We start from the raw sequence: 19903 nt of genomic DNA on the forward strand, positions 1-19903 counted from the left end.
GACCGGTATGTTTTTGATCAGCCGATACGACCTGACATCCAATGACTTAACAGGAAGTACCGACAGTTGTCCCGAACCGGGGTGTAAGCCGTGTCCCCGACCGAGGCGTGAACCGCGTCCCGGACCAGCGCCGTCACCCCGTCCGACGCCGTACCGTCCGGCAGACCACCGGCCACGGACGGTCGCACCCTCTCCGTCCGACATCACCTGCCCGGAGGTACCCCCTCCGCCGCCCGTCAAAGCCGACGGAGGCACACCGCGCCGATCCACGCCCATACCGCCATCCTCACCCTCATCCCCTACGTGATCACGCACGAGGACCTCCGCACGCCCTTCGCCTTCGGAACGTCGCCTCCACGCGTCTCCACGCGCACACGCGCGTGGCGTGCACCGGCGGACGAGCCCGCCCATGCGCGCAGCTCGCCCTCGCCCCCCCCACCCGCGGCTCCATGCGCCACGGGCACGTACCGACCGGCCTGCAGGGCGGACCCGCGACCGTCGAACGGCCGACAGTGCGGCCCCGGTGCAAACGCGAGCGTCGGCACGGCCGGCGCCTCCTGGGACGGCTGCATCTTCCTCCGGACGGCGGCCCTCGCGCCCGAGCCGCTCAAGGCGGTCGCCGTGGCCCGCTCCACGGACGGCCACCATGACAACGACGCGCGGTACGGCGGAGGTTCCGCCCTCACGGTGGACACGCGCGCGTGGACGGCCTTCCTGCCCGCCGCCGGGTCGATGAGCCCGCCACCTCCCCCTAAGGCGTGACCGGAATCACGTACGCCCGTCACATGCGAACTCCTGGCGGCCTCCTGGACCTTGGGCCGCCCGACGGCCTCCGAGGTGCCCGAGCGGCCGAAGCTGCCGGGCGCCCACCTCCCCGGCGCGCGCGATCAGCGCGGCACGCGCGCGTAGCAGGACCGTACGGAGTTCCCGAAGGCACACCAGGGGGGCACCCAACCGGATGAACCGGATGCACAGAACCCGCTGCCGACCACACCTGGTCGGACCCCATCGGTTCACCCCCGCCGAGCCGGAATTCCATCGAATTAGGCAATTCGGACAATCTCGCGAGTTACCTGTGACGCGGGCCACTTCATCCATCCCCATCAGGGCAATCCATAGGAATGGCGGCGAGGAACTTTTCCGCCGATGCCCGGAAAAACGGATTCCATGAATCCGTCTTGTCCGATTCGCCGTAATTGCCGTTTCGTGAAGTAGGTCACGTGGCCCTGAGTGCCACAGGGGTGGTAAGGCGAACCTTTCTCTCCTTTTCCTGTGGGCGAGTTGAGACTTGGCAGCCGCAAAGGATCAAGCGGCCCATACGACTCAGATCAAGGTCAATCGGTGTGTTGTGTGAATCAGGTACTTGTTCCGGACATGTGCTCTCGCATACGTTCCCGCTCGCCGGGCGGACGCCGAATCCTGCCGCCGCCCGTCGTGACCCATCGACGAGTCCATTCGCACGGCAGGAGCGGGGAAACCAGGTAAGTCGCCGGACCGGGCGACCGACGTCACCGACGGACGTCGTACCGGAACGGCTAGGGGTTAAGTCGTCTCGCCTCAGGGCGGAGCGGCCGGGCACTCCCCGGGCCCGAACCCGACAGCTCACCTCGCAGGCGACGGAGAGGAACCACGCCATGTCTGCTGCCGCTCGGCACCGCTGTCCCCGCCGTAACCGCGTCATCCGCACGCTCGCCATCGCCGGCACCGGCGCCGCCGTGCTCGCCCTCCCGCTCATCGGGGCGACGGCCGCTTCCGCCGCCACCTCCACCACCTCGACGGCCTCGACGACGCTCGCCGGGTACCCGAACAACCTCGACGGCTGGATCCGCGAGTCGCTCGCGATCATGGCCGAGAAGCACATCCCGGGCAGCTACAACGGCATCTACCGCAACGTGATGCGTGAGTCCTCCGGCAATCCGCAGGCCATCAACCTCTGGGACTCCAACGCGGCCGCCGGCATCCCCTCCAAGGGCCTGCTCCAGGTGATCGACCCGACGTTCAAGACCTACCACGTGGACGGGACGTCGTTCGACATCTACGACCCGGTCGCGAACATCACCGCCGCCTGCAACTACGCCGCCGCGCGGTACGGCTCGATGGACAACGTGCACGGCGCGTACTGACCGGCGCCGTCAGCTGAAGAGTCTCTCGAGGACGACGGCGATGCCGTCGTCCTCGTTCGACAGGGTGATCTCGTCGGCCACCGTCTTGAGTTCGGGATGGGCGTTGGCCATGGCCACCCCATAGGACGCCCAGTCGAACATGGGGATGTCGTTGGGCATGTCCCCGAAGGCGACGACCTGTCCGGAGCTCAGTCCCAGGTGGTCGGCGGCCAGCGCCAGGCCGGTCGCCTTGGTCACCCCGCACGGCTGGAGCTCGACGGTTCCCGGCCCCGACATGGTGACCGTCGCCAGCGATCCCACCACCGCGCGCGCGGTCGCCGCCAGTTCGTCGTCGGACAGGGTGTGGTGGCGCAGCAGCACCTTGCTGATGGGCGCGCACCACAGGTCGTCGCGCCGGCCGACGCGCAGCGCGGGCAGCGTGGGGTGGGGCATCAGGTAGCCCGGCTCGATGAGCGTGAGCCCGTCCACGCCGTCCTGGTCGACCGCCGCGTACACCTGCCCGACCTCGGCCTCGATCTTGCCGAGGGCGGTCTCCGCCAGTTCCCGGTCCAGGGTGACCGACCACAGCAGCCGGTCCGCGCCGGCGTCGTACACCTGCGCGCCCTGGCCGCAGACCGCGAGTCCCGTGCAGCCGAGGTCGTCCAGGAGGGGGCGCACTCTCGGCGCGGGGCGGCCGGTCACCACGAGATGCCGGGCGCCGGCCCGGCCGGCCCGCGCGAGCGCGGCGAGCGTCCGCTCCGACAGGGTGTCGTCGGCGCGCAGCAGCGTGCCGTCCAGGTCGGTGGCGATCAGTGCGTACGGGGTGGGTGCGACCATGATCAGAGAATACGGACAGCACGCCCCTGAGACTCACTGTGCGTTTCGGCCTCAAGTGGCGCCCGCCGTCGCCGTGATGGGGCGTTGTCAGTGGGGCGCGTTACGTTGGCGGTGGGTTGACTGCACCGATGGGACGGGGGGCGGGCGTGGCGACGGACGGACCGGGAGACTTCCGGGAGCATCTGCTGGAGGCGGCGACCGGGGTGCTGGAGCGGTTCCCGCGGGAGCTGCGGCCGGAGATCTACGCGCTGTCGTTCCGCATCTGGCGTGTCGAGCACGACGATCGCAGACCGTACGTGGCGATCGGCTACAACACCGAGAGCCAGTACGAGGCCGAACGGAACGAGGCGGACCCGGGCGAGGCGCGCTGGAACTACGCGTGCTGGCTCCTCGACGGCTTCGAGATGCTCGGCAACTGTCCCGAGGACCCGGTCGGCGGCGCGCTGTACGCCGAAGAGGTCCGACGGCTCGGACTCTGGTTCGACGGGGACGGCGACGACGCCGAACTGGACGCGAAGCGTGACCTGTTGGGGCTGCACTTCGCCGACGCGTGCATACGGCTGGCCCAGGATCTGCATGCCGGGGGCCGCATCGAGAAGGTACTCGGGCATCCGCTGCCGGTGGTGGTCTTCGACATGTACTGCCCGGGCTGGGAGGTCGAGGCCACACAGGCGGCCAACCCGTCCGAGCTGATCGAGGAGTTCCTGGCCTGGCAGCGGGCGGCCGAGGAAGCGTAGCCCCGGGGCGGGTGGCGGTCCGGCCCCGGGAGTGGATGGCGGTCCGGCTCCGGAGGTGGGTCGGGTGGTGGCCCAGCCCCGGGGTGGGTGGCGGCCTTGTCTCGGGGTGGGTGGTGGCCCGGCCCCCGGGTGGGTGTCAGGCGTGGGCGGCGGCCAGGTGTTTGGCCAGACGCGGCGAGGCGAACTCCGTACCGCACACGAACCGCATCACCGGTCCGTACGACGCCGCCGAGGGCAGGCCGGTGAAGTACAGGCCGGGCACGGAGGAGACGTATCCGGCGCCGAGTTTCGGGGCGCCGCGGCTGACCGCGATGCGGGTGCGCAGCTCGGGGCCGAGGAAGTCCATCGCCGCGGTGTCCACGCGGTAGCCGGTGGCGGCGACGACGTGGTCGGCGGCGAGCCGGTCGGTGCGTCCGTCGTGGGTGCGGACGGTGAGGACGGGGGCGCCGTCGGAGGTGTCGGCGCCGCTCACGCCGGCGACCTCGTGGACCTGGACCTTGCCCTCGAAGCGGTCGCGCAGCCACCAGGCGCCGAGCGGGCCGAGCACCCGGCGGACCAGGTAGTGGCGGGTTTGCGCGGGGAGGTAGCGGTAGGGGTGCGGGTAGTAGCTGAGCGCCCACAGCGACCAGGCCCGGCCGAACGGGGACTCCGGGCGCAGCCGGGGCTGGTCCCAGGGCGGGGCACCGAAGGCGACCTTGCCGCGTCCACGTGAGACCACCCGCACCTGGGCGCCCGCCTCGGCCGCGAGAGCCGCTGTCTCCAGCGCGGACTGCCCGGCCCCGACGACGATCAGTTCCTTCCCGGAGAACCGGGTCAGGTCATGGTGCTGGGAGCTGTGCGAGACGGGCCCCGCGGGGCCGTCCGCCGCCGCTCCCGCGAGCTCCGCGGGAAGGTGGGCGAGCCCCGACAGGCCGGTGGCGACGACGACCGCGCGTGCCGTGAACAACTCCCCCGAGTCCAGCTTGAGTTCGAACCCGGCCGCCTTGTCGCGGTCCACAGACACCACCCGGACCCGCTCCAGCTCGGGCACCAGCTGCTGCTGGAACCACTCGCCGTAGCCGATGAAGGTCTCCACCGGGATGATGTCCTCGTCGGTCACCAGCCTGCGCAGGCCCGCCGCGTCGCAGTAGTCGGCGAGGGTGTGCCCGCGCTGCGGGCAGTCGAGGTTGGAGGCGGCGGGCGTCGACTTCAGGAGCATGCCCTCGGGCATGTGGTCGCGCCAGCTGACCATGGGGTCGCCGAAGACCCGGACGGGGATGCCGCGCGCCCGCAGATGGGCGGCGGTGGACAGGCCGAAAGGCCCGGCACCTATGACTGCTACCGGTTGGATCACGAAGTCCCTCCCCAGGAACGTGGTGCCTACTTCGTGGAGGTGCTGGAACCGCGGCGGTTGGTGCGCCACAGCTGATAGAGGTGCTTCGCGCCCGGACGCACGAAGCGGGCGAGCATCGTGACGAACGGCAGCGGGTCGTCACCCGCGAGCCAGGCCAGCTCGGTCCCGCTCGGCCGCTCGGGTGCGTGCGGCGTCGTATAGCCGCTGCGGCGGTAGGCGAGGAGGGCGGGCAGGTCGATGTTCTCCACGACGTACCGGTGGCCGGCGCGCTGTTCCCCCTCCGGAACGCGGCGCCCGGTCAGATCCAGGTGCATGGCACGGACCACGTCCACCCCCGACTCGCTCTCGAAGAGCCGGAACTGGGCGCCCATGCGCGGGTTGAAGTCGAGCAGCTTGTACTGCCCGTCACGGCGGTCGAAACGCAGGTCGAGGTCGATGATGCCGCTGAAGCCGATCTCTTTGATGAAGCGCGCGGCGAGGTCGGCGAGTTCCGGGTTGTCGACGACGTACGCGTTCGCGGTCATGCCCGCGTGCGGCGGCCACGAGCGCACCTTGACGCCGGTGAACAGGGCGCGCGGGTTCGAGTCGGCGTCGAAGTAGGCGTGCACGATCCAGTCCTCGGCGTCCTCCCTCGGGAGGTACTCCTGGAGGATGACACCCGGATGGGTGCCCCAGTCACGCGCGAGAGTGAGCAGTCCCTCGCGAGTGGCGATCTTCGTCGTGCCATTGACGGCGGGTTGACTGCGCCGCACGAACGCCTCGCGGTTCTTCGCGACGATCGGGAAGCGGGCCTTCTCGGCGAAGTCGACGATCTCGTCGTACGACTGCGGGAAGGCGGCCGCCGGACTGGGGATGCCGTGTTCCACACAGAGTTCGTGCAGCCCCTGCTTGCTGGCGAGCCGACGCGGCAGTGCGGCCTCCACGCGCGGGAAGAGGAAACGGTCGCCGAGCGCGTCCTGGTGCTCGGCGATCAGGACGGCGGCCTCCTCGTCGGTGGGGACCAGCACGGTCGGACGGCCGATGCGCCGACCGATGCGCAGCAGTCCCTCGACCAGATGATCCGGTTCCTCGGCGCCTGTTGTCGGCCATACGAACGCCCGTTTGAGATAACGGGAGGAGGCCGCCGGCGTGTAGGCATCCTCCGTGATCGCGTACATGGGAACGCCCAGGCGGCCCAGACTGCGAATCGCGCCGACCCCGCCGTGGTGCAGCGGATAGTCGCCGAACTTGACGATCAGGCCCGGCACGTCGCGATCCGCGTCGAACGGCATGCTGACGGCATTCCTGGCCACGGGTCCCCCCACGTGTCCCCCCTACGGACCGGACCCACCCCGTCCGTGTCCCCCAAAGGACGCTAAGCCGGAATTGACCCCTCCGACAAGGCCTATTCGGACATTGCGAACTCTTTAGACACTGCCACGACAGCCAACTCACCCGTAACGTGTGGCGCGACCACATGGAATGCCGCGCAACATCAGAGCGACGTCACCACATAGTCGGCCCGGCGCGGCACGGATGAGAGCGAGGCAGCCACCCCATGCCCCCCTTGCCCCCCTTCGAGGTCCCCGAGGGTGACCCCTTCGGCCCGCACAATCTCCCGTATGGCGTGTTCTCGACTCCCGAGAGCACGGAACGGAGGGTCGGCGTCCGCCTCGGCGACCACGTCCTCGACGCCGGTGCCGCCGCTCTCGCGCTCGGCTCCCCGTACGCCTCGCTGCTGGCCCGCCCGACCCTCAACCCGCTGCTGGCCGCGGGCCGCACCACCTGGTCGGACGTACGACGCGCCCTGACCGCCTGGGCGACCGTGCCCGCACACCGCGAGGTACTCGAACCCCTCTTCCACCCACTGGACGCGGTGACCCTGCACCTGCCCTTCGAGGTCGCCGACTACGTCGACTTCTACGCCTCGGAGAACCACGCCCGGAACGCCGGCCGCATCTTCCGCCCCGACGCCGCCGAACCGCTCACCCCCAACTGGAAGCACCTGCCGATCGGTTACCACGGCCGCGCGGGCACGGTCGTGGTATCGGGGACGGACGTCGTAAGGCCCTCTGGCCAGCGGAAGACGTCTTCGGACCCCTCGGAGGCGCCGGTGTTCGGCCCGTCGGTCCGGCTGGACATCGAAGCCGAGGTCGGCTTCGTCGTCGGCACGCCGTCGGAGCAGGGGCGGCCGGTGGCGCTGGGCGACTTCCGGGAGCACGTGTTCGGGCTCACGCTCCTGAACGACTGGTCGGCGCGCGACATCCAGGCCTGGGAGTACGTCCCGCTCGGCCCGTTCCTCGGCAAGTCGTTCGCCACCTCGGTCTCTGCGTGGATCACCCCGCTGGACGCGCTGGAGGACGCACGGGTCACCCCGCCGCGGCGGACGCATCCGCTGCTGCCGTACCTCGACGACTCAGCCGAGGAGCCCGCGGGTTACGACCTGCGGATGTCGATCGCGATCAACGGTCAGGTGGTGTCCGAGCCGCCGTTCTCCACCATGTACTGGACCGCCGCCCAGCAGCTCGCCCACCTGACCGTCAACGGCGCCTCACTGCGTACCGGCGACCTGTACGGCTCCGGCACGGTGAGCGGTACGGAACCCGCGGAGCGCGGATCGCTGCTGGAGCTCACCTGGAACGGGCGGGACCCGCTAGAACTCACGGACGGCAAGCGGGCGTACCTGGAGGACGGTGATGTGGTGACGCTGTCCGCGTGGGCGCCGGGGCCGGGCGGGAGCCGGGTGGGACTCGGCGAGGTCAGCGGGCGGATCGTGGCGGGGTGAGGGGCGGCCGGGCCGGGCCGCGCGCGGAGGGGCAGAGCGCGCTGTCCGCCGGAGTTCGGCAAGGAGGTCACCCGGATCCTCGTCGGCACCTGACTCTGGGCGCTCCGTCCCGTCATACTGACGGGACACGCACCATGCGATGCGCCCGCACGCGCACCATGCGAGGCGACGGCGCACGCTTCACGTGATGCGCCGGCGTACGCACCCTGTCGCGCAACGGCGCATCACCCCGCACGACCCGCGCCCGCACACCTCTCCGATCGGGAAACGGAGCCTCGGCATGACCGTCTGCCTGCTCCTGCTGAGCGTCGTCGCCCTGACGGCCGCGGTACCCGCGCCGCGTGCGCTGGTGCAGTCCCTGTGGCCCGAGCGGGAGCCGGTGGTCGCGCTGTGGGTGTGGCAGTGCCTGGTCGCCACCGTGCTGATGTGCTGCCTGGCCGCGCTCGTCCTGGGCGCGGCGGCCGTCTTCCACACCGTGCGCGACCGGGTGTTCGCGCCGGCGCCACCGGCGGTCACCGCGGCGTACGACCTGTCCGTCGCGCCCCTGTGGGCGGTCGTCCTCACGGTGCTCCTCGCGTGCGGGGCCGCGTGGACGACGGCGATGCTCGCCCGCGAACTGGTCGAGGCCCGGCGGCACCGCGACCAGACTCGCGCACACCTGCGCGAACGGGCACCGGAACTGCCGGCGGGGCTGCCGGCAGCACGCGGGCCGATGCTGGTGCTGGAGGACGAATACCCGGACGCCTGGTGGATGCCCGGGCATCCACCGCAGCTGGTCGTGACGACCGGGGCACTGCACCGCCTCACCGACCACCAGCTCGACGCGGTACTCACCCACGAGCGGGGCCACGCCCGCGCCCACCACAACTGGCTGCTCCACCTGTCCAGCGCGCTGGCCACGGGCTTCCCGCGCGTGCCGCTGTTCTCCCACTTCTGCGACCAGACCCACCGGCTCGTCGAACTCGCCGCAGACGACGCGGCATCCCGCCGCTGCGGCCACCTCACGACGGCCCTGGCCCTGATCGAACTGAACCAGCACCGCGGGGTCCTGTCCTGTGCGTCCAGCCGCCGGCTGCTCGGCGAGCGGGTCGACCGGCTCCTGGAACCACCACCCCGGCTGCTGCGCCGCCAGCGGGCCCTGACGACGACGGTGGCCGGGCTGGTACCCCTGCTGCCGCTGCTGATCACGTTCGCACCGGGGCTGACGGCGCTCGGGTAGGGAACCTGTCGTTCCCCGGAAGTCCGGCGAAGGCCTCGCAGCGCAAGGGACGACGTACGTGCAGGCCGTGGGCGAGCTTCAGCCACCCGCGCAATCCCCCGCCTGCCGCCAAGGGCGCGCAGATAGCCTCGGCACTGCCATCGGCCGACGGGGAGGGGCAGGATATGCAGGACATACCAGGGCAGGATTGGGTAACGCACGCCGGAGAGCTTTTCGAAGCGGCGATGTTCGTCGGCGACACGTCCGCGTTGGACCGGTCCGACGACGTACTGGACGCTGTCGAGGCGCCGCTCTCCATGGCGCGGGGCAAGGTCCTGCATGTGCGTTTCCTGAACGACCGCGAGGAGAACACCCAGGAGTTGGTGCTGTTCGAGCGGGCGGCCGAGCTGTACCGGCGGCTGAGGGACGCGTCGGGTGAGGCGGACGCGTTGTTCTGGATCGGCTGCTGGCACCAGGTGGTGAAGGGCGACGGCGCGACCGGCAGACCGTACTTCGAGCAGTCGTACGCACTGGCGAAATCCGTCGACGACCGGATGACGATGTCCTACGCGATACGCCACCTCGGCTTCGCCGACAGGGACGCGGGCGACCTCGACCAGGCCCGTGAACGGTTGACCGAATCGGTGTCGCTGCGCCGGGCGATCGGATTCAGGCCCGGGGAAGCGGCCGGCCTGGTGGCACTGGCCTACCTCGCGGCCGAGACGGGGAACGGAGCGGTCGCGCTCCACCACCTCGACGAGGCGCAAGCGGTCGCCGAGAGCTGCGGCGCCAAAGCCGTGACGGGGTGGATCGAGCAGGCCCGCACGATGGTCCAGGCTTGACCGTCTGACGGAGGGGCGGTCCTCGTCGCCCGTGTTCAAGATCTGCCTTCGCGACGGCCCCAGGGTGCGCGAGTGAACGGACCCGCACCCTGGTGGCAGATCTTCCTCGCGCCACCCCAAATTGCCAGGTCAGCGGCGGGCTCGATGAGCTCTCAGGTGGCGCAACAATCCGGCAACACCCCATTCCCTACCTCGTAGGTATGGTTCGAGCCATGCCAGCCACCGACCGCATCCGAGACCACGCCGGTCAGGGCGCCGCCACCACGGTGGCCGCCCACCGGACGCGTCGCCGGCTGCGTGCGGACCAGGCCCGGCAGCTCGCCGACCTTCTGCGCCACCAGATCCTCGCCGGCGCCTTCCCGGACGGCAGCCTCCCGCACGAGACCACTCTCGCCACCGACTACAGCGCCACCCGCAACACCGTCCGCCAAGCCCTGGACCTGCTGCGGGCGGAAGGCCTGGTGGACCGCCTCCCCGGCGTGGGCACCGTGGTCGTCGCCCGGAAATACCCGCACGGGCTCGACCGTCTGATGGGCCTCGCGGAAACCCTCCGCGAACACGGCCGGGTCACCAACGAGGTCCGCACCATGGGCCCCGCCCCGGCACCCGCCCCCGTCGCCGAACGCCTCCGCGTCCCGCCCGGCGCGGACGTCCTCTACATCGAACGCCTGCGTCGACTCAACGGCCTCCCGCTCTCCCTCGACCTCACCTACATCCCCCTCGACATCGGTACCGCGCTCCTCGGCGCCGACCTGGAGAACAACGACGTCTTCAGGCTCCTGGAGTCGATCACCGGCCGGCCCCTGGGCCACGCCGAGATCACCCTGGAGGCGGTGAACGCGGACGCACACTCCGCCGCCGTACTCCAGGCCCCCCGCGGAGCGGCCGTCCTGATGCTGGAACGGCTCACGCACCTCGCCGACGGCCGGCCCGTCGACCTGGAGTTCATCCGCTTCCGCGGCGACCGCATCACCATGAGCGGCCTCCTGCGCCGCTCCCTCTGACCCCTTCCGCTTGACCCGTTTCCTGGAGACAGCCATGCCTTTGGCGCCCCAGCGGGCCGACGTGCCCGTGACCATCGACCAGTCGAAGTGCATCGACGGCTGCACGCTCTGCGTGGACATGTGCCCGCTGGACTCCCTCGCCATCGACGAGAGCAACGGCAAGGCCTACATGCACGTCGACGAGTGCTGGTACTGCGGCCCGTGCGCGGCCCGCTGCCCCACCGGAGCCGTGACGGTCAACATGCCCTATCTGCTCCGGTGAGAGGCCCACAACTCCCATGAAACGCACAGCGATCGCCGCATCCGCAGCCCTCCTTCTGCTGCCCTTGTCCGCCTGCGGCGGCAGCGCCGTGGCGGGTGACAGCAAGACGGTCACCGTCACCGTCGGCTACCAGTCCAAGACCATCAACACCGTCACAGCGGGCACCCTGCTGCGTTCTCTCAGCTACTTCGAGCAGCAGCTCAACACCCTCCACGACGGCCACACCTACAAGGTCGACTGGCAGGACTACGCCACAGGCGCACCGATCACGGCGCAGATGACCGCTGGGAAGATCGACATCGGCTCGATGGGCGACTTCCCACTGCTGCTCAACGCGGCCCGCGGCAAACAGCTCGGCCAGCCCACGCGTCTGGTCTCCGTCACCGGCTACAACCTGCGCGGCGGCCTCAACACCGTGGTCACCGGACCCGACTCCAAGCTCACCTCGCTGACGGACCTGAAGGGCAAGAAGGTCTCGACGAGCATCGGCTCCGCCGCCGACGGCACCCTGGTCCGCGCCCTCCAACGCGCCGGCATCGACCCGGACAAGGGGATCTCCAAACTCAACCAGCAGCCCGCGGTGGGCGCTTCGGCCCTGACGGCGGGCAGCGTGGACGCGCTGTCGCAGTTCGTGGCCTGGCCGGGATTGCTCGCCTACCAGGACAAGGCGAAGGCACTGTACGACGGCGCCCAGCTGAACCTCCCCACCTTCCACGGCGTCACCGCCCGCGAGGACTTCGCGAAGCAGCGACCCGCCGTCCTGGAGGCCTTCCTCAAGGCTCAGGCGGAGGCCACCGACTACCTCAACGCCCATCCGGTGGCCGCAGCCGAGAAAATCGCCGATGCGACCGATCTGCCCGCCGAGGTCGTCTACCTCTACAACGGCGCGCACGGCATCGCCACGTTCGACCCCGCCGTCAAGCCCGCGCTCGTCTCCGCGCTGAAGCAGGACGTGTCGGTGCTCAAGGCCGCCGAGCTGACCGGTGACGTGGATGTGGACTCGTTCGTCGACGACCAGTACGTGAAGAAGGCCCTGGGCAGCTACGACTACGCCAAGCGGCTCGCCGCCACGCCGGCGGCGTCCGCGAGCGAGGTGTGGCCAAAGGGAAGCGAGAAGACGACCAGCTTCAACTCCCCCAAGGAGTTGCTCGGGTACGTCGCCGAGCACAGTGACGGCATTCGCGCCGCGTACGTCCCCGACGCAACCACCGGAACGCTCTGGTTCGCTGACAAGGCGGTGTGGGTGGCCGACGGTGACCAGGTGCTGCCGTTCGTGACCCGGGCGACCGCGCAAGCGTACGTCGACGCACACGGCGGTGCCGAGGTCGTCAGCTACGCCGACGCGCTGCGGCGGGCCTCGTGAGCAGGTATGTCCTGCGGGTGGCGTCGCTGGCCGCCGCCCTCGGGTTGTGGCAGTTGCTGACCAGCCTCAAGGTCGACCTATGGCTGCGTTTCTCGCAGTTCCCGACGGTCACCGACATCGCTCATGCCTTCGCCGACCGGATCTCCGGCGGCGACTACTGGACGGACCTGACCGACAGCCTCACCCGGATCCTCGCCGGTTTCCTGCTGGCCGCTGTCCTGGGTGTGGCGACGGGCGTGCTCGTGGCCCGCTCGCGCCTCGCCGAGGACCTGCTCGGCCCGGTCCTGGAGGTGATCCGCCCGATCCCGGCGATCGCTCTCGTGCCTGTCGCGATTCTGCTCTTTCCCTCCAATGAGCAGGGCATCGTCTTCATCACCTGCACCGCCGCCTTCTTCCCGGTCCTGGTCTCCACCCGGCACGCGGTGCGCGCCCTCACCCCCGTGTGGGAGGAGGCGGTGCGCACCATGGGCGGTGGCCGGTGGCGGATCCTGGGTTCGGTCGTGCTGCCGGGTGCGCTGCCCGGCATTTTCGGTGGGCTGTCGGTCGGTATCGGTGTCTCGTGGATCTGTGTGATCTCCGCCGAGATGATCTCCGGTCAGTACGGTGTCGGCTACCGCACCTGGCAGGACTACACGATCGTCAACTACCCGGGTGTGTTCGTCGGGATGGTCACCATCGGTGTGCTCGGCTGGGTCACCTCCACGGCTGTCGAGCTCCTCGGCCGGCGCCTGACCCGCTGGCTGCCCCGCACGTCGTACGTCCCCGGCGGCCGGCCCCGCACTCCGGTGGCCGCCGTCGCCACCCCGGTCGCAGTGGCGGCCGACGACGAGTCCAAGAAGCAGACCGATGCCCAGCAGCAGGGCCGCAGTGACACCGACCAGGAGGCGCGTGATGAGCACTTCGTCTGAGGTGGCCGCTCCGGCGCTCGCGCGAGGGGCCCGGCTCACCCTGGGTGGGGCCGTGCTCGGCCGTCCGGACGTGGCGGTGTTGCACGGTGTCGAACTGGATGTGCGTCCCGGCGAGATCCTCACCGTCGTGGGCCCGTCGGGATGCGGCAAGTCGACGCTGCTGCGGACGTTCGCCGGGCTGCTGTCCCCGCTGGCCGGGACGGTCGAGCAGGACGGCGAACCGTTGACGGGGCCGTCGGCCGATCGGGCGCTGGTCTTCCAGGAGGACGCGCTGCTGCCCTGGCGCACGTTGCGGGGCAATGTCGAACTGCCGCTCGCCATCAAGGGAGTCGGGCGTGCCGGGCGTCGTTCGCAGGCCGATGCCTGGCTGGGCCGGGTCGGGCTGGCCGCGCAGGCGGGGCAGTTGCCGCACCGGGTGTCCGGTGGGCAGCGCCAGCGGGCGCAGCTGGCGCGGGCCCTGGCGGGTTCGCCCCGGGCCGTGCTCATGGACGAGCCGTTCGGGGCGCTCGACGCCCAGACCCGTTCCGGCATGCAGGACCTGCTGGTGGAGGTGTGGGGCGGGACGGGTGCGACCGTCGTCTTCGTCACCCATGACGTGGACGAGGCGCTCTTCCTCGGCGACCGGGTCGTCCTGCTCGCCGCCGGCCGTGTGGCCTCCGTATGTGACGTTCCGCGTCCCCGTGACCGGGGCGCCCTGGACGACCCGGCCCGCGTGGCCCTGCGCCGCGCCGTCCTCTCCTCGCTCGGCATCTGAAAGGCATCCCGGTGACCACTGCCGTGAACGCTCCCGCGCCCGCCCCCCTGGAGATTCCCGCCGTCACCGACGCCGAGGAACTGACCTGTGACGTTCTCGTGGTCGGCGGTGGTACCGCCGGCACCATGGCCGCCCTGACCGCCGCGGAGCGTGGTGCGAACGTGCTGCTCCTGGAGAAGGCCCACGTCCGGCACTCCGGGGCGCTCGCCATGGGGATGGACGGAGTCAACAACGCGGTCGTCCCGGGGCGTGCCGAGCCCGACGACTACGTCGCCGAGATCACCCGTGCCAACGACGGGATCGTCGACCAGTCCACGGTCCGGCAGACGGCGACGCGTGGTTTTGCCATGGTCCAGCGCCTGGAGTCGTACGGGGTCAAGTTCGAGAAGGACGAGCATGGCGCGTACGCGGTCCGCCAGGTGCATCGCTCCGGTTCGTACGTACTGCCGATGCCGGAAGGCAAGGATGTCAAGAAGGTCCTGTACCGGCAGTTGCGGCGTCGTGAGATGCGGGAGCGGATCCGTATCGAGAACCGGATGATGCCGGTGCGGGTGCTGACGGCGCAGGGGCGCGCGGTGGGCGCGGTGGGATTCAACACGCGCACCGGCGCGTTCGTGACCGTCCGCGCGGGTGCGGTGATTCTTGCGACCGGTGCGGCCGGGCGGCTGGGGCTGCCAGCCTCCGGCTACCTGTACGGGACGTACGAGAATCCGACCAACGCCGGTGACGGTTACGCCATGGCCTACCACGCCGGTGCCGAGCTGACCGGGATCGAGTGTTTCCAGATCAATCCCCTGATCAAGGACTACAACGGGCCTGCCTGCGCGTACGTCGCCAACCCGTTCGGCGGTTACCAGGTCAACCGGCACGGTGAGCGGTTCGTCGACTCCGACTACTGGTCGGGGCAGATGATGGCCGAGTTCGCCGCCGAGGTCGCCTCCGACCGCGGCCCGGTCTACCTGAAGCTGAGTCATCTGCCTGAGGAGTCGGTCTCCGCTCTGGAGTCCATCCTGCATTCCACGGAGCGGCCCACCCGTGGCACTTTCCACTCCGGGCGGGGGCACGACTACCGGACCCATGACGTCGAGATGCACATCTCCGAGATCGGCCTGTGCGGCGGGCACTCCGCCTCCGGGGTCCGGGTCGACGACCGCGCCCGGACGACCGTCCCACGGTTGTACGCCGCCGGTGACCTGGCCTGCGTCCCGCACAACTACATGATCGGCGCGTTCGTCTTCGGGGATCTCGCCGGCGCGGACGCCTCCCAGTACACGGCGTACGAGGGGGAGCTGCCGTCCGATCAGCTGCGTGAGGCGCACGAGTTGATCTACCGTCCGCTGCGCAATCCGGACGGGCCGCCGCAGCCCCAGGTCGAGTACAAGTTGCGCCGCTTCGTCAACGACTACGTGGCGCCGCCGAAGTCCGGGGCCCGGCTCTCCCTCGCCCTGGAGTCCTTCGAGCGGATGCGGGACGACATCGCCGCCATGGGTGCCCGCACCCCGCACGAGCTGATGCGCTGCGCCGAGGTGACTTTCATCCGCGACTGCGCGGAGATGGCCGCCCGTGCCTCCCTGGCCCGTACCGAGTCCCGCTGGGGTCTCTACCACGACCGGGTCGATCACCCCGAGCGTGACGACGCCTCCTGGTTCCACCATCTCGATCTGCACAAGTCCCCCTCTGGTGCGATGGAGTTCACGGCTCGTCCCGTGGCTCCGTATCTAGTGCCGGTCGAGGAGTTCACCCCGGTCGGCGGTCCGTCCCGGCACATCGGCGAGGTGCGGCCGCTGGACGTGGCCACGGCCGGTGCCCGTGATGTGCCGCCGGTGGCCACGGGGCCGGTGGCAGCCGGCGCCGTCCGGTCCGTGGAACCCGACCGGGCCGAGCCGGCCTCGCCCCGTCTTCTGGAGCTCCTCGCCCTCGCCGAGGAGGAGCCCGAACTTGCCGTTCTTGAGCCCTATTTGACCGATCTCGATGCCTCGGTCCGCCGTACCGCCGTGTCGGTGCTGACGGAGACGGCTCCGATGGGCACCGGTCGGGCGCTGGCCGGTGCGCTGGCCGATCCCGATGCCGGGGTGCGTTCGGTCGCGGCGGCCTCGTTGCGCGAGTTGGTCGAGACGCTGGTGCCCGAGCCGGCGTTGCGGGATGCCCTGGCCGGTGCGCTGGCGGTGGCCGACCCGGTTGTCCGGGCCGCGGCGCTGGACGTGCTGCGGGCGCTGCGGCTGGGCGACGCCGCTCTGTTCGCTTCCGCTCTGCCCGACGTAGATCCGGCGGTACGGATCGAGGCGGTGCGGGCGCTGGTCTCGGTGGACGCCGCCGAGGTCCTGGCCGATGCCGTCGCCGACCCGTCCCGGGAGGTACGGGTGACGGTGGCGAAGGCTCTCGGGACAGTGGGAGCCGCCGGGGCCGCCGCTCGGGTGGACGGTGTCCTGGACGCCCTCACCGCTCTCGCCGGTGACCCCGACGTGCTGGTCCGCGGCGCCGCCTACGAGGCGCTTGCCGGTGTCGGCTGCCCGCCGCCGTTGGCCGGGAGTGCCGTGGCCGCGCTGGCCGACCCGGCCTGGCAGGTGCGCGTCGGTGCGGCGCGGGCGCTGGGCGCGGCCGGTGCCGGCGTGGCGGTGCCGGCCCTCGCCAAGTCGCTCGCCGATCCGAACGCCGATGTCCGCAAGGCGGCTGTCCTCGCCCTGACCCGGCACTCGGGTGCCGAGGAAGCCCGCGCGGCGCTGGCCACGGCGACGGCGGACTCGGACGCGGATGTCAGGGCGTATGCGGCGCGGGGGTTCTGAGCGGGGTCCCCGCGCCGGGATCGGACCGGGCTATATCCAGTCCTCCGGCTCCGGCTCCGCGTCCATCTCCGGCCAGTGGTCCTCGTCCGCGGTCCCCGCCGTTGCGGGGGCCGGGGAGGTCGGTGTCTTCAGGGAGGCCAGCACTCCGAGCACGCCCTCCCCGTAGGTGATGAGCTTCTTCTCGCCGACGCCGCCGACGGTGGCCAGCTCGGCGATCGACTCGGGCCATCGGCCGACGATCTCCCTCAGCGTGGCATCGTGGAAGATCACATAGGCTGGCACGCCCTGTTCACGGGCCTGTTCGGCGCGCCAGGCGCGGAGTGCCTCGAATGCGGGGAGCAGGTCCTCGGGCAGCTCCGCCACAGCCGCCTTCGCCTTGCCCTTGCCCGAGGACCCGGACGTCCCGGAGGACCGGGAGACCACGGGCTTCTTCGGCTCCTTGCGGAGCGGAACCTCCCGTTCCCGCCGCAGTACCGTCCCACTGGCCTCGGTGAGCGCCAGCGTGCCGTACTCGCCCTCGACGGCCAGCAGCCCCTGGGCGAGCAGCTGCCGGACGACGCCCCGCCATTCGCCTTCGTCGAGGTCGGTGCCGATGCCGAAGACGGACAGCTGGTCGTGGTCGAACTGTATGACCTTGGCTGTGCGCTTGCCGAGCAGGATGTCGACGATCTGGACGGCGCCGAACTTCTGTCCGCGTTCGCGTTGCAGTCGTACCACCGTGGAGAGGACCTTCTGGGCGGCGACGGTGCCGTCCCAGGTCTCCGGCGGGGTGAGGCAGCTGTCGCAGTTGCCGCAGCCTTCCGGGGCGGGGTCCTGGCCGAAGTACTTGAGCAGTTGCCCGCGGCGGCACTGGGCGGTCTCGCACAGGGCGAGCATCGAGTCGAGGTGTGCCTGGGCGCGGCGGCGGAAGGCCTCGTCGCCCTCGCCGGACTGGATGAGTTTGCGCTGCTGTATGACGTCGTTGAGGCCGTAGGCCATCCAGGCGGTGGAGGGCAGGCCGTCGCGGCCGGCGCGGCCGGTCTCCTGGTAGTAGCCCTCGACGGACTTGGGCAGGTCGAGGTGGGCGACGAAACGGACGTCGGGTTTGTCGATGCCCATGCCGAAGGCGATGGTGGCGACCACGACCAGGCCGTCCTCGCGCAGGAAGCGGGACTGGTGGGCCGCGCGGGTGCGCGCGTCCAGGCCGGCATGGTAGGGCACGGCCTCGACGCCGTTGCGGGTCAGGAATTCGGCCGTGGATTCGACGGACTTGCGGGAGAGGCAGTAGACGATGCCCGCGTCGCCTTCGTGTTCCTGGCGGAGGAAGGTGAGCAGCTGCTTCTTGGGGTCGGCCTTGGGGATGATCCGGTACTGGATGTTGGGCCGGTCGAAGCTGGCCACGAAGTGCCGGGCGGCCGGCATGTGCAGCCGCTGGGTGATCTCCTCGTGGGTCGCGTGGGTGGCGGTGGCCGTGAGTGCGATGCGCGGGACGTCGGGCCAGCGCTCGCCGAGGAGGGAGAGCGTCAGATAGTCGGGGCGGAAGTCGTGGCCCCACTGGGAGACGCAGTGTGCCTCGTCGATCGCGAAGACGGCGATCTTGCCGCGGGCGAGCAGGTCCAGTGTGGAGTCCAGGCGCAGCCGCTCCGGCGCCAGGTAGAGCAGGTCGAGCTCTCCGGCGAGGAACTGGGCCTCGACCACGCGTCGCTCGTCGAAGTCCTGGGTGGAGTTGACGAACCCGGCGTTCACGCCGAGGGCGCGCAGGGCGTCCACCTGGTCCTGCATGAGCGCGATGAGCGGTGAGACCACGATGCCCGTACCGGGTCTGACCAGGGCGGGGATCTGGTAGCACAGCGACTTTCCGCCGCCGGTGGGCATGAGGACGACGGCGTCTCCGCCGGCCACCACATGTTCGATGATCGATTCCTGCTCGCCTCGGAAGGCGTCGTACCCGAAAACCCTGTGCAGCGTGGCCAGTGCCTCGCTGTCCGCCGGTCCGGGCGTCTGCCGCGTCCCCGGCGGCTCGGTCGTCCCTGGCATCTCGTCGGTTCCGCCCGTCCCACCCATCGTCGTGTCCCCCGTACGTCGTCCCTCGACCACTGCCTCCACGATAGGGGCACGGACCGACAGCGCCGGAGTTATCCACAGGCCCGCCACCCGGGAAAGGACGCGGACACGGAGACGGGGACGTACGCGAGGAAGGACGCGAGGAAGGACACGGAGAGGGATCGTGGGCGAGCACCCGTCGGCGGTGTCCGTCCTCAGCCCTTTGGCCGTCCTCGCGTGGCGGCCCGGAAGCGGCGCGGGCCATGCTGCACGGGCGGGACCGGGGAGGCCCGCGTTGTACGGAGGCGCCGCACTCGCGTGCCTCTTCCGCCCCAAGGAGCATCAGGATGTCTCTCAGGTCCCGCACCGCCGGCGCCGTTCTGGCGCTGGCCGTGCCGTTCGCTCTGGCCGCGGTTCCCGCCGGCGCGGCTCCCGTCCCCGAGGCCGACCCGTTCCTGTGGACGGATCTGACCCCGACGTACACGGCGACGGCGGACTACCAGTACGAGCCGTTCGCGGTCACGGACGGGTACAAGCCCATCGGCGGATGTACCAAGGACACCGCGACCGGCCAGGGAGGCGCGGGCCACCACTACGTGAACCTCGCCCATGTCGGCAGCCTCGACCCGGCCGAGCCAGCGGGTCTCCTCTACGAGACCGACAGCGACGGCGACCGTTCCCTGGTGGGGGTGGAATGGATCGTGCGCGCCGACAACACCGCTACGACCGCGCCGACGCTGTTCGGGCAGACGTTCCAGGGACCGGTGACGCTGCCCGGCGTCGGCTCCGTGTACACGCTGCGCGCCTGGATCTGGAAGGACGACCCGAGCGGTGTGTTCGCGCCGTGGAACCCGACGGTGACCTGCCCGTAGCCGCGGCCGGCGCGGTGACGCGCCGGTAGCCCGTATCACTGTGGCCCTGTGGCCCTGTGGCCCTGTGGCCGCCGCGCACGCGCGCGTGGGCCAGCGCCGACACCACCCACAGCGGCCAGCTG

17 protein-coding genes and 1 riboswitch are annotated in these 19903 nt (G+C 70.6%); of the genes, 13 read left to right on the forward strand and 4 right to left on the reverse strand.

Translation table 11 applies throughout. From position 1 onward, the window contains the following. Window positions 1–303 precede the first annotated feature (303 nt). Window positions 304–762: a CocE/NonD family hydrolase gene (locus ACZ5K7_RS31950; protein WP_468918656.1), complete on the forward strand. Its 459-nt coding sequence runs from the start codon at window positions 304–306 to the stop codon at window positions 760–762. A 671-nt stretch (window positions 763–1433) separates the two neighbouring features. Continuing rightward, window positions 1434–1631: riboswitch (cyclic di-AMP (ydaO/yuaA leader) on the forward strand. 3 nt (window positions 1632–1634) lie between these two features. Continuing rightward, window positions 1635–2123, forward strand: coding sequence for a transglycosylase SLT domain-containing protein (locus ACZ5K7_RS31955; protein WP_351693935.1), 489 nt, complete (start codon window positions 1635–1637; stop codon window positions 2121–2123). A 9-nt stretch (window positions 2124–2132) separates the two neighbouring features. Here ACZ5K7_RS31955 and ACZ5K7_RS31960 read toward each other — a convergent pair whose 3' ends face one another. After that, window positions 2133–2939, reverse strand: coding sequence for an HAD family hydrolase (locus ACZ5K7_RS31960; protein ID WP_468918659.1), 807 nt, complete (start codon window positions 2937–2939; stop codon window positions 2133–2135). 146 nt (window positions 2940–3085) lie between these two features. On the opposite strand from ACZ5K7_RS31960, the gene ACZ5K7_RS31965 reads away from it, so the two are divergent. After that, window positions 3086–3676 carry a hypothetical protein gene (locus ACZ5K7_RS31965; protein WP_468918662.1) on the forward strand — a complete coding sequence of 197 codons (591 nt, stop codon included), beginning with the start codon at window positions 3086–3088 and terminating at the stop codon, window positions 3674–3676. Window positions 3677–3812: 136 nt separating this feature from the next. Here the strand turns inward: ACZ5K7_RS31965 and ACZ5K7_RS31970 are convergent, their stop codons facing one another. Next, window positions 3813–5009: an FAD-dependent oxidoreductase gene (locus tag ACZ5K7_RS31970; RefSeq protein WP_468918665.1), complete on the reverse strand. Its 1197-nt coding sequence runs from the start codon at window positions 5007–5009 to the stop codon at window positions 3813–3815. A gap of 26 nt (window positions 5010–5035) precedes the next feature. After that, window positions 5036–6280, reverse strand: coding sequence for a carboxylate--amine ligase (locus tag ACZ5K7_RS31975; RefSeq protein WP_468918667.1), 1245 nt, complete (start codon window positions 6278–6280; stop codon window positions 5036–5038). Window positions 6281–6555: 275 nt separating this feature from the next. Here ACZ5K7_RS31975 and fahA point away from each other — a divergent pair, with 275 nt between their 5' ends. The 9 genes from fahA to ACZ5K7_RS32020 all read left to right on the forward strand — a co-directional run bounded on the left by fahA (window position 6556) and on the right by ACZ5K7_RS32020 (window position 16887). After that, window positions 6556–7773 (forward strand): fumarylacetoacetase, encoded by a 1218-nt coding sequence (gene fahA, locus ACZ5K7_RS31980; protein ID WP_468918860.1) that lies wholly within the window; start codon window positions 6556–6558, stop codon window positions 7771–7773. Window positions 7774–8053: 280 nt separating this feature from the next. Continuing rightward, window positions 8054–8992: a M56 family metallopeptidase gene (locus tag ACZ5K7_RS31985; RefSeq protein ID WP_468918670.1), complete on the forward strand. Its 939-nt coding sequence runs from the start codon at window positions 8054–8056 to the stop codon at window positions 8990–8992. A 224-nt stretch (window positions 8993–9216) separates the two neighbouring features. Further along, window positions 9217–9813, forward strand: coding sequence for a tetratricopeptide repeat protein (locus tag ACZ5K7_RS31990; RefSeq protein ID WP_468918673.1), 597 nt, complete (start codon window positions 9217–9219; stop codon window positions 9811–9813). Window positions 9814–10025: 212 nt separating this feature from the next. Continuing rightward, window positions 10026–10817 (forward strand): GntR family transcriptional regulator, encoded by a 792-nt coding sequence (locus ACZ5K7_RS31995; RefSeq protein WP_351693955.1) that lies wholly within the window; start codon window positions 10026–10028, stop codon window positions 10815–10817. Window positions 10818–10851: 34 nt separating this feature from the next. Then, on the forward strand, window positions 10852–11079 hold the full coding sequence (locus ACZ5K7_RS32000) for a 4Fe-4S dicluster domain-containing protein (RefSeq protein ID WP_351693958.1): 228 nt from the start codon (window positions 10852–10854) through the stop codon (window positions 11077–11079). A gap of 16 nt (window positions 11080–11095) precedes the next feature. Continuing rightward, window positions 11096–12442 (forward strand): ABC transporter substrate-binding protein, encoded by a 1347-nt coding sequence (locus tag ACZ5K7_RS32005; RefSeq protein WP_468918678.1) that lies wholly within the window; start codon window positions 11096–11098, stop codon window positions 12440–12442. Beyond that, window positions 12439–13350 (forward strand): ABC transporter permease, encoded by a 912-nt coding sequence (locus tag ACZ5K7_RS32010; protein ID WP_468918681.1) that lies wholly within the window; start codon window positions 12439–12441, stop codon window positions 13348–13350. Before ACZ5K7_RS32005 ends, ACZ5K7_RS32010 begins: the two co-directional genes overlap by 4 nt. After that, window positions 13334–14104: an ABC transporter ATP-binding protein gene (locus ACZ5K7_RS32015; protein ID WP_468918684.1), complete on the forward strand. Its 771-nt coding sequence runs from the start codon at window positions 13334–13336 to the stop codon at window positions 14102–14104. Before ACZ5K7_RS32010 ends, ACZ5K7_RS32015 begins: the two co-directional genes overlap by 17 nt. A gap of 11 nt (window positions 14105–14115) precedes the next feature. Beyond that, window positions 14116–16887, forward strand: coding sequence for a fumarate reductase/succinate dehydrogenase flavoprotein subunit (locus tag ACZ5K7_RS32020; protein ID WP_468918687.1), 2772 nt, complete (start codon window positions 14116–14118; stop codon window positions 16885–16887). 30 nt (window positions 16888–16917) lie between these two features. On the opposite strand, the gene recQ is transcribed toward ACZ5K7_RS32020, so the two are convergent. After that, window positions 16918–18930 carry a DNA helicase RecQ gene (recQ, locus tag ACZ5K7_RS32025; RefSeq protein ID WP_468918862.1) on the reverse strand — a complete coding sequence of 671 codons (2013 nt, stop codon included), beginning with the start codon at window positions 18928–18930 and terminating at the stop codon, window positions 16918–16920. A gap of 326 nt (window positions 18931–19256) precedes the next feature. Between recQ and ACZ5K7_RS32030 the strand changes: the two genes are divergently transcribed. Further along, entirely contained in the window at window positions 19257–19781 is a 525-nt protein-coding gene (locus ACZ5K7_RS32030) for a hypothetical protein (protein WP_351693975.1), read from the forward strand. Window positions 19782–19903 lie beyond the last annotated feature (122 nt).

The sequence above is a fragment of the Streptomyces sp. NPDC031497 genome (genome assembly GCF_055580905.1).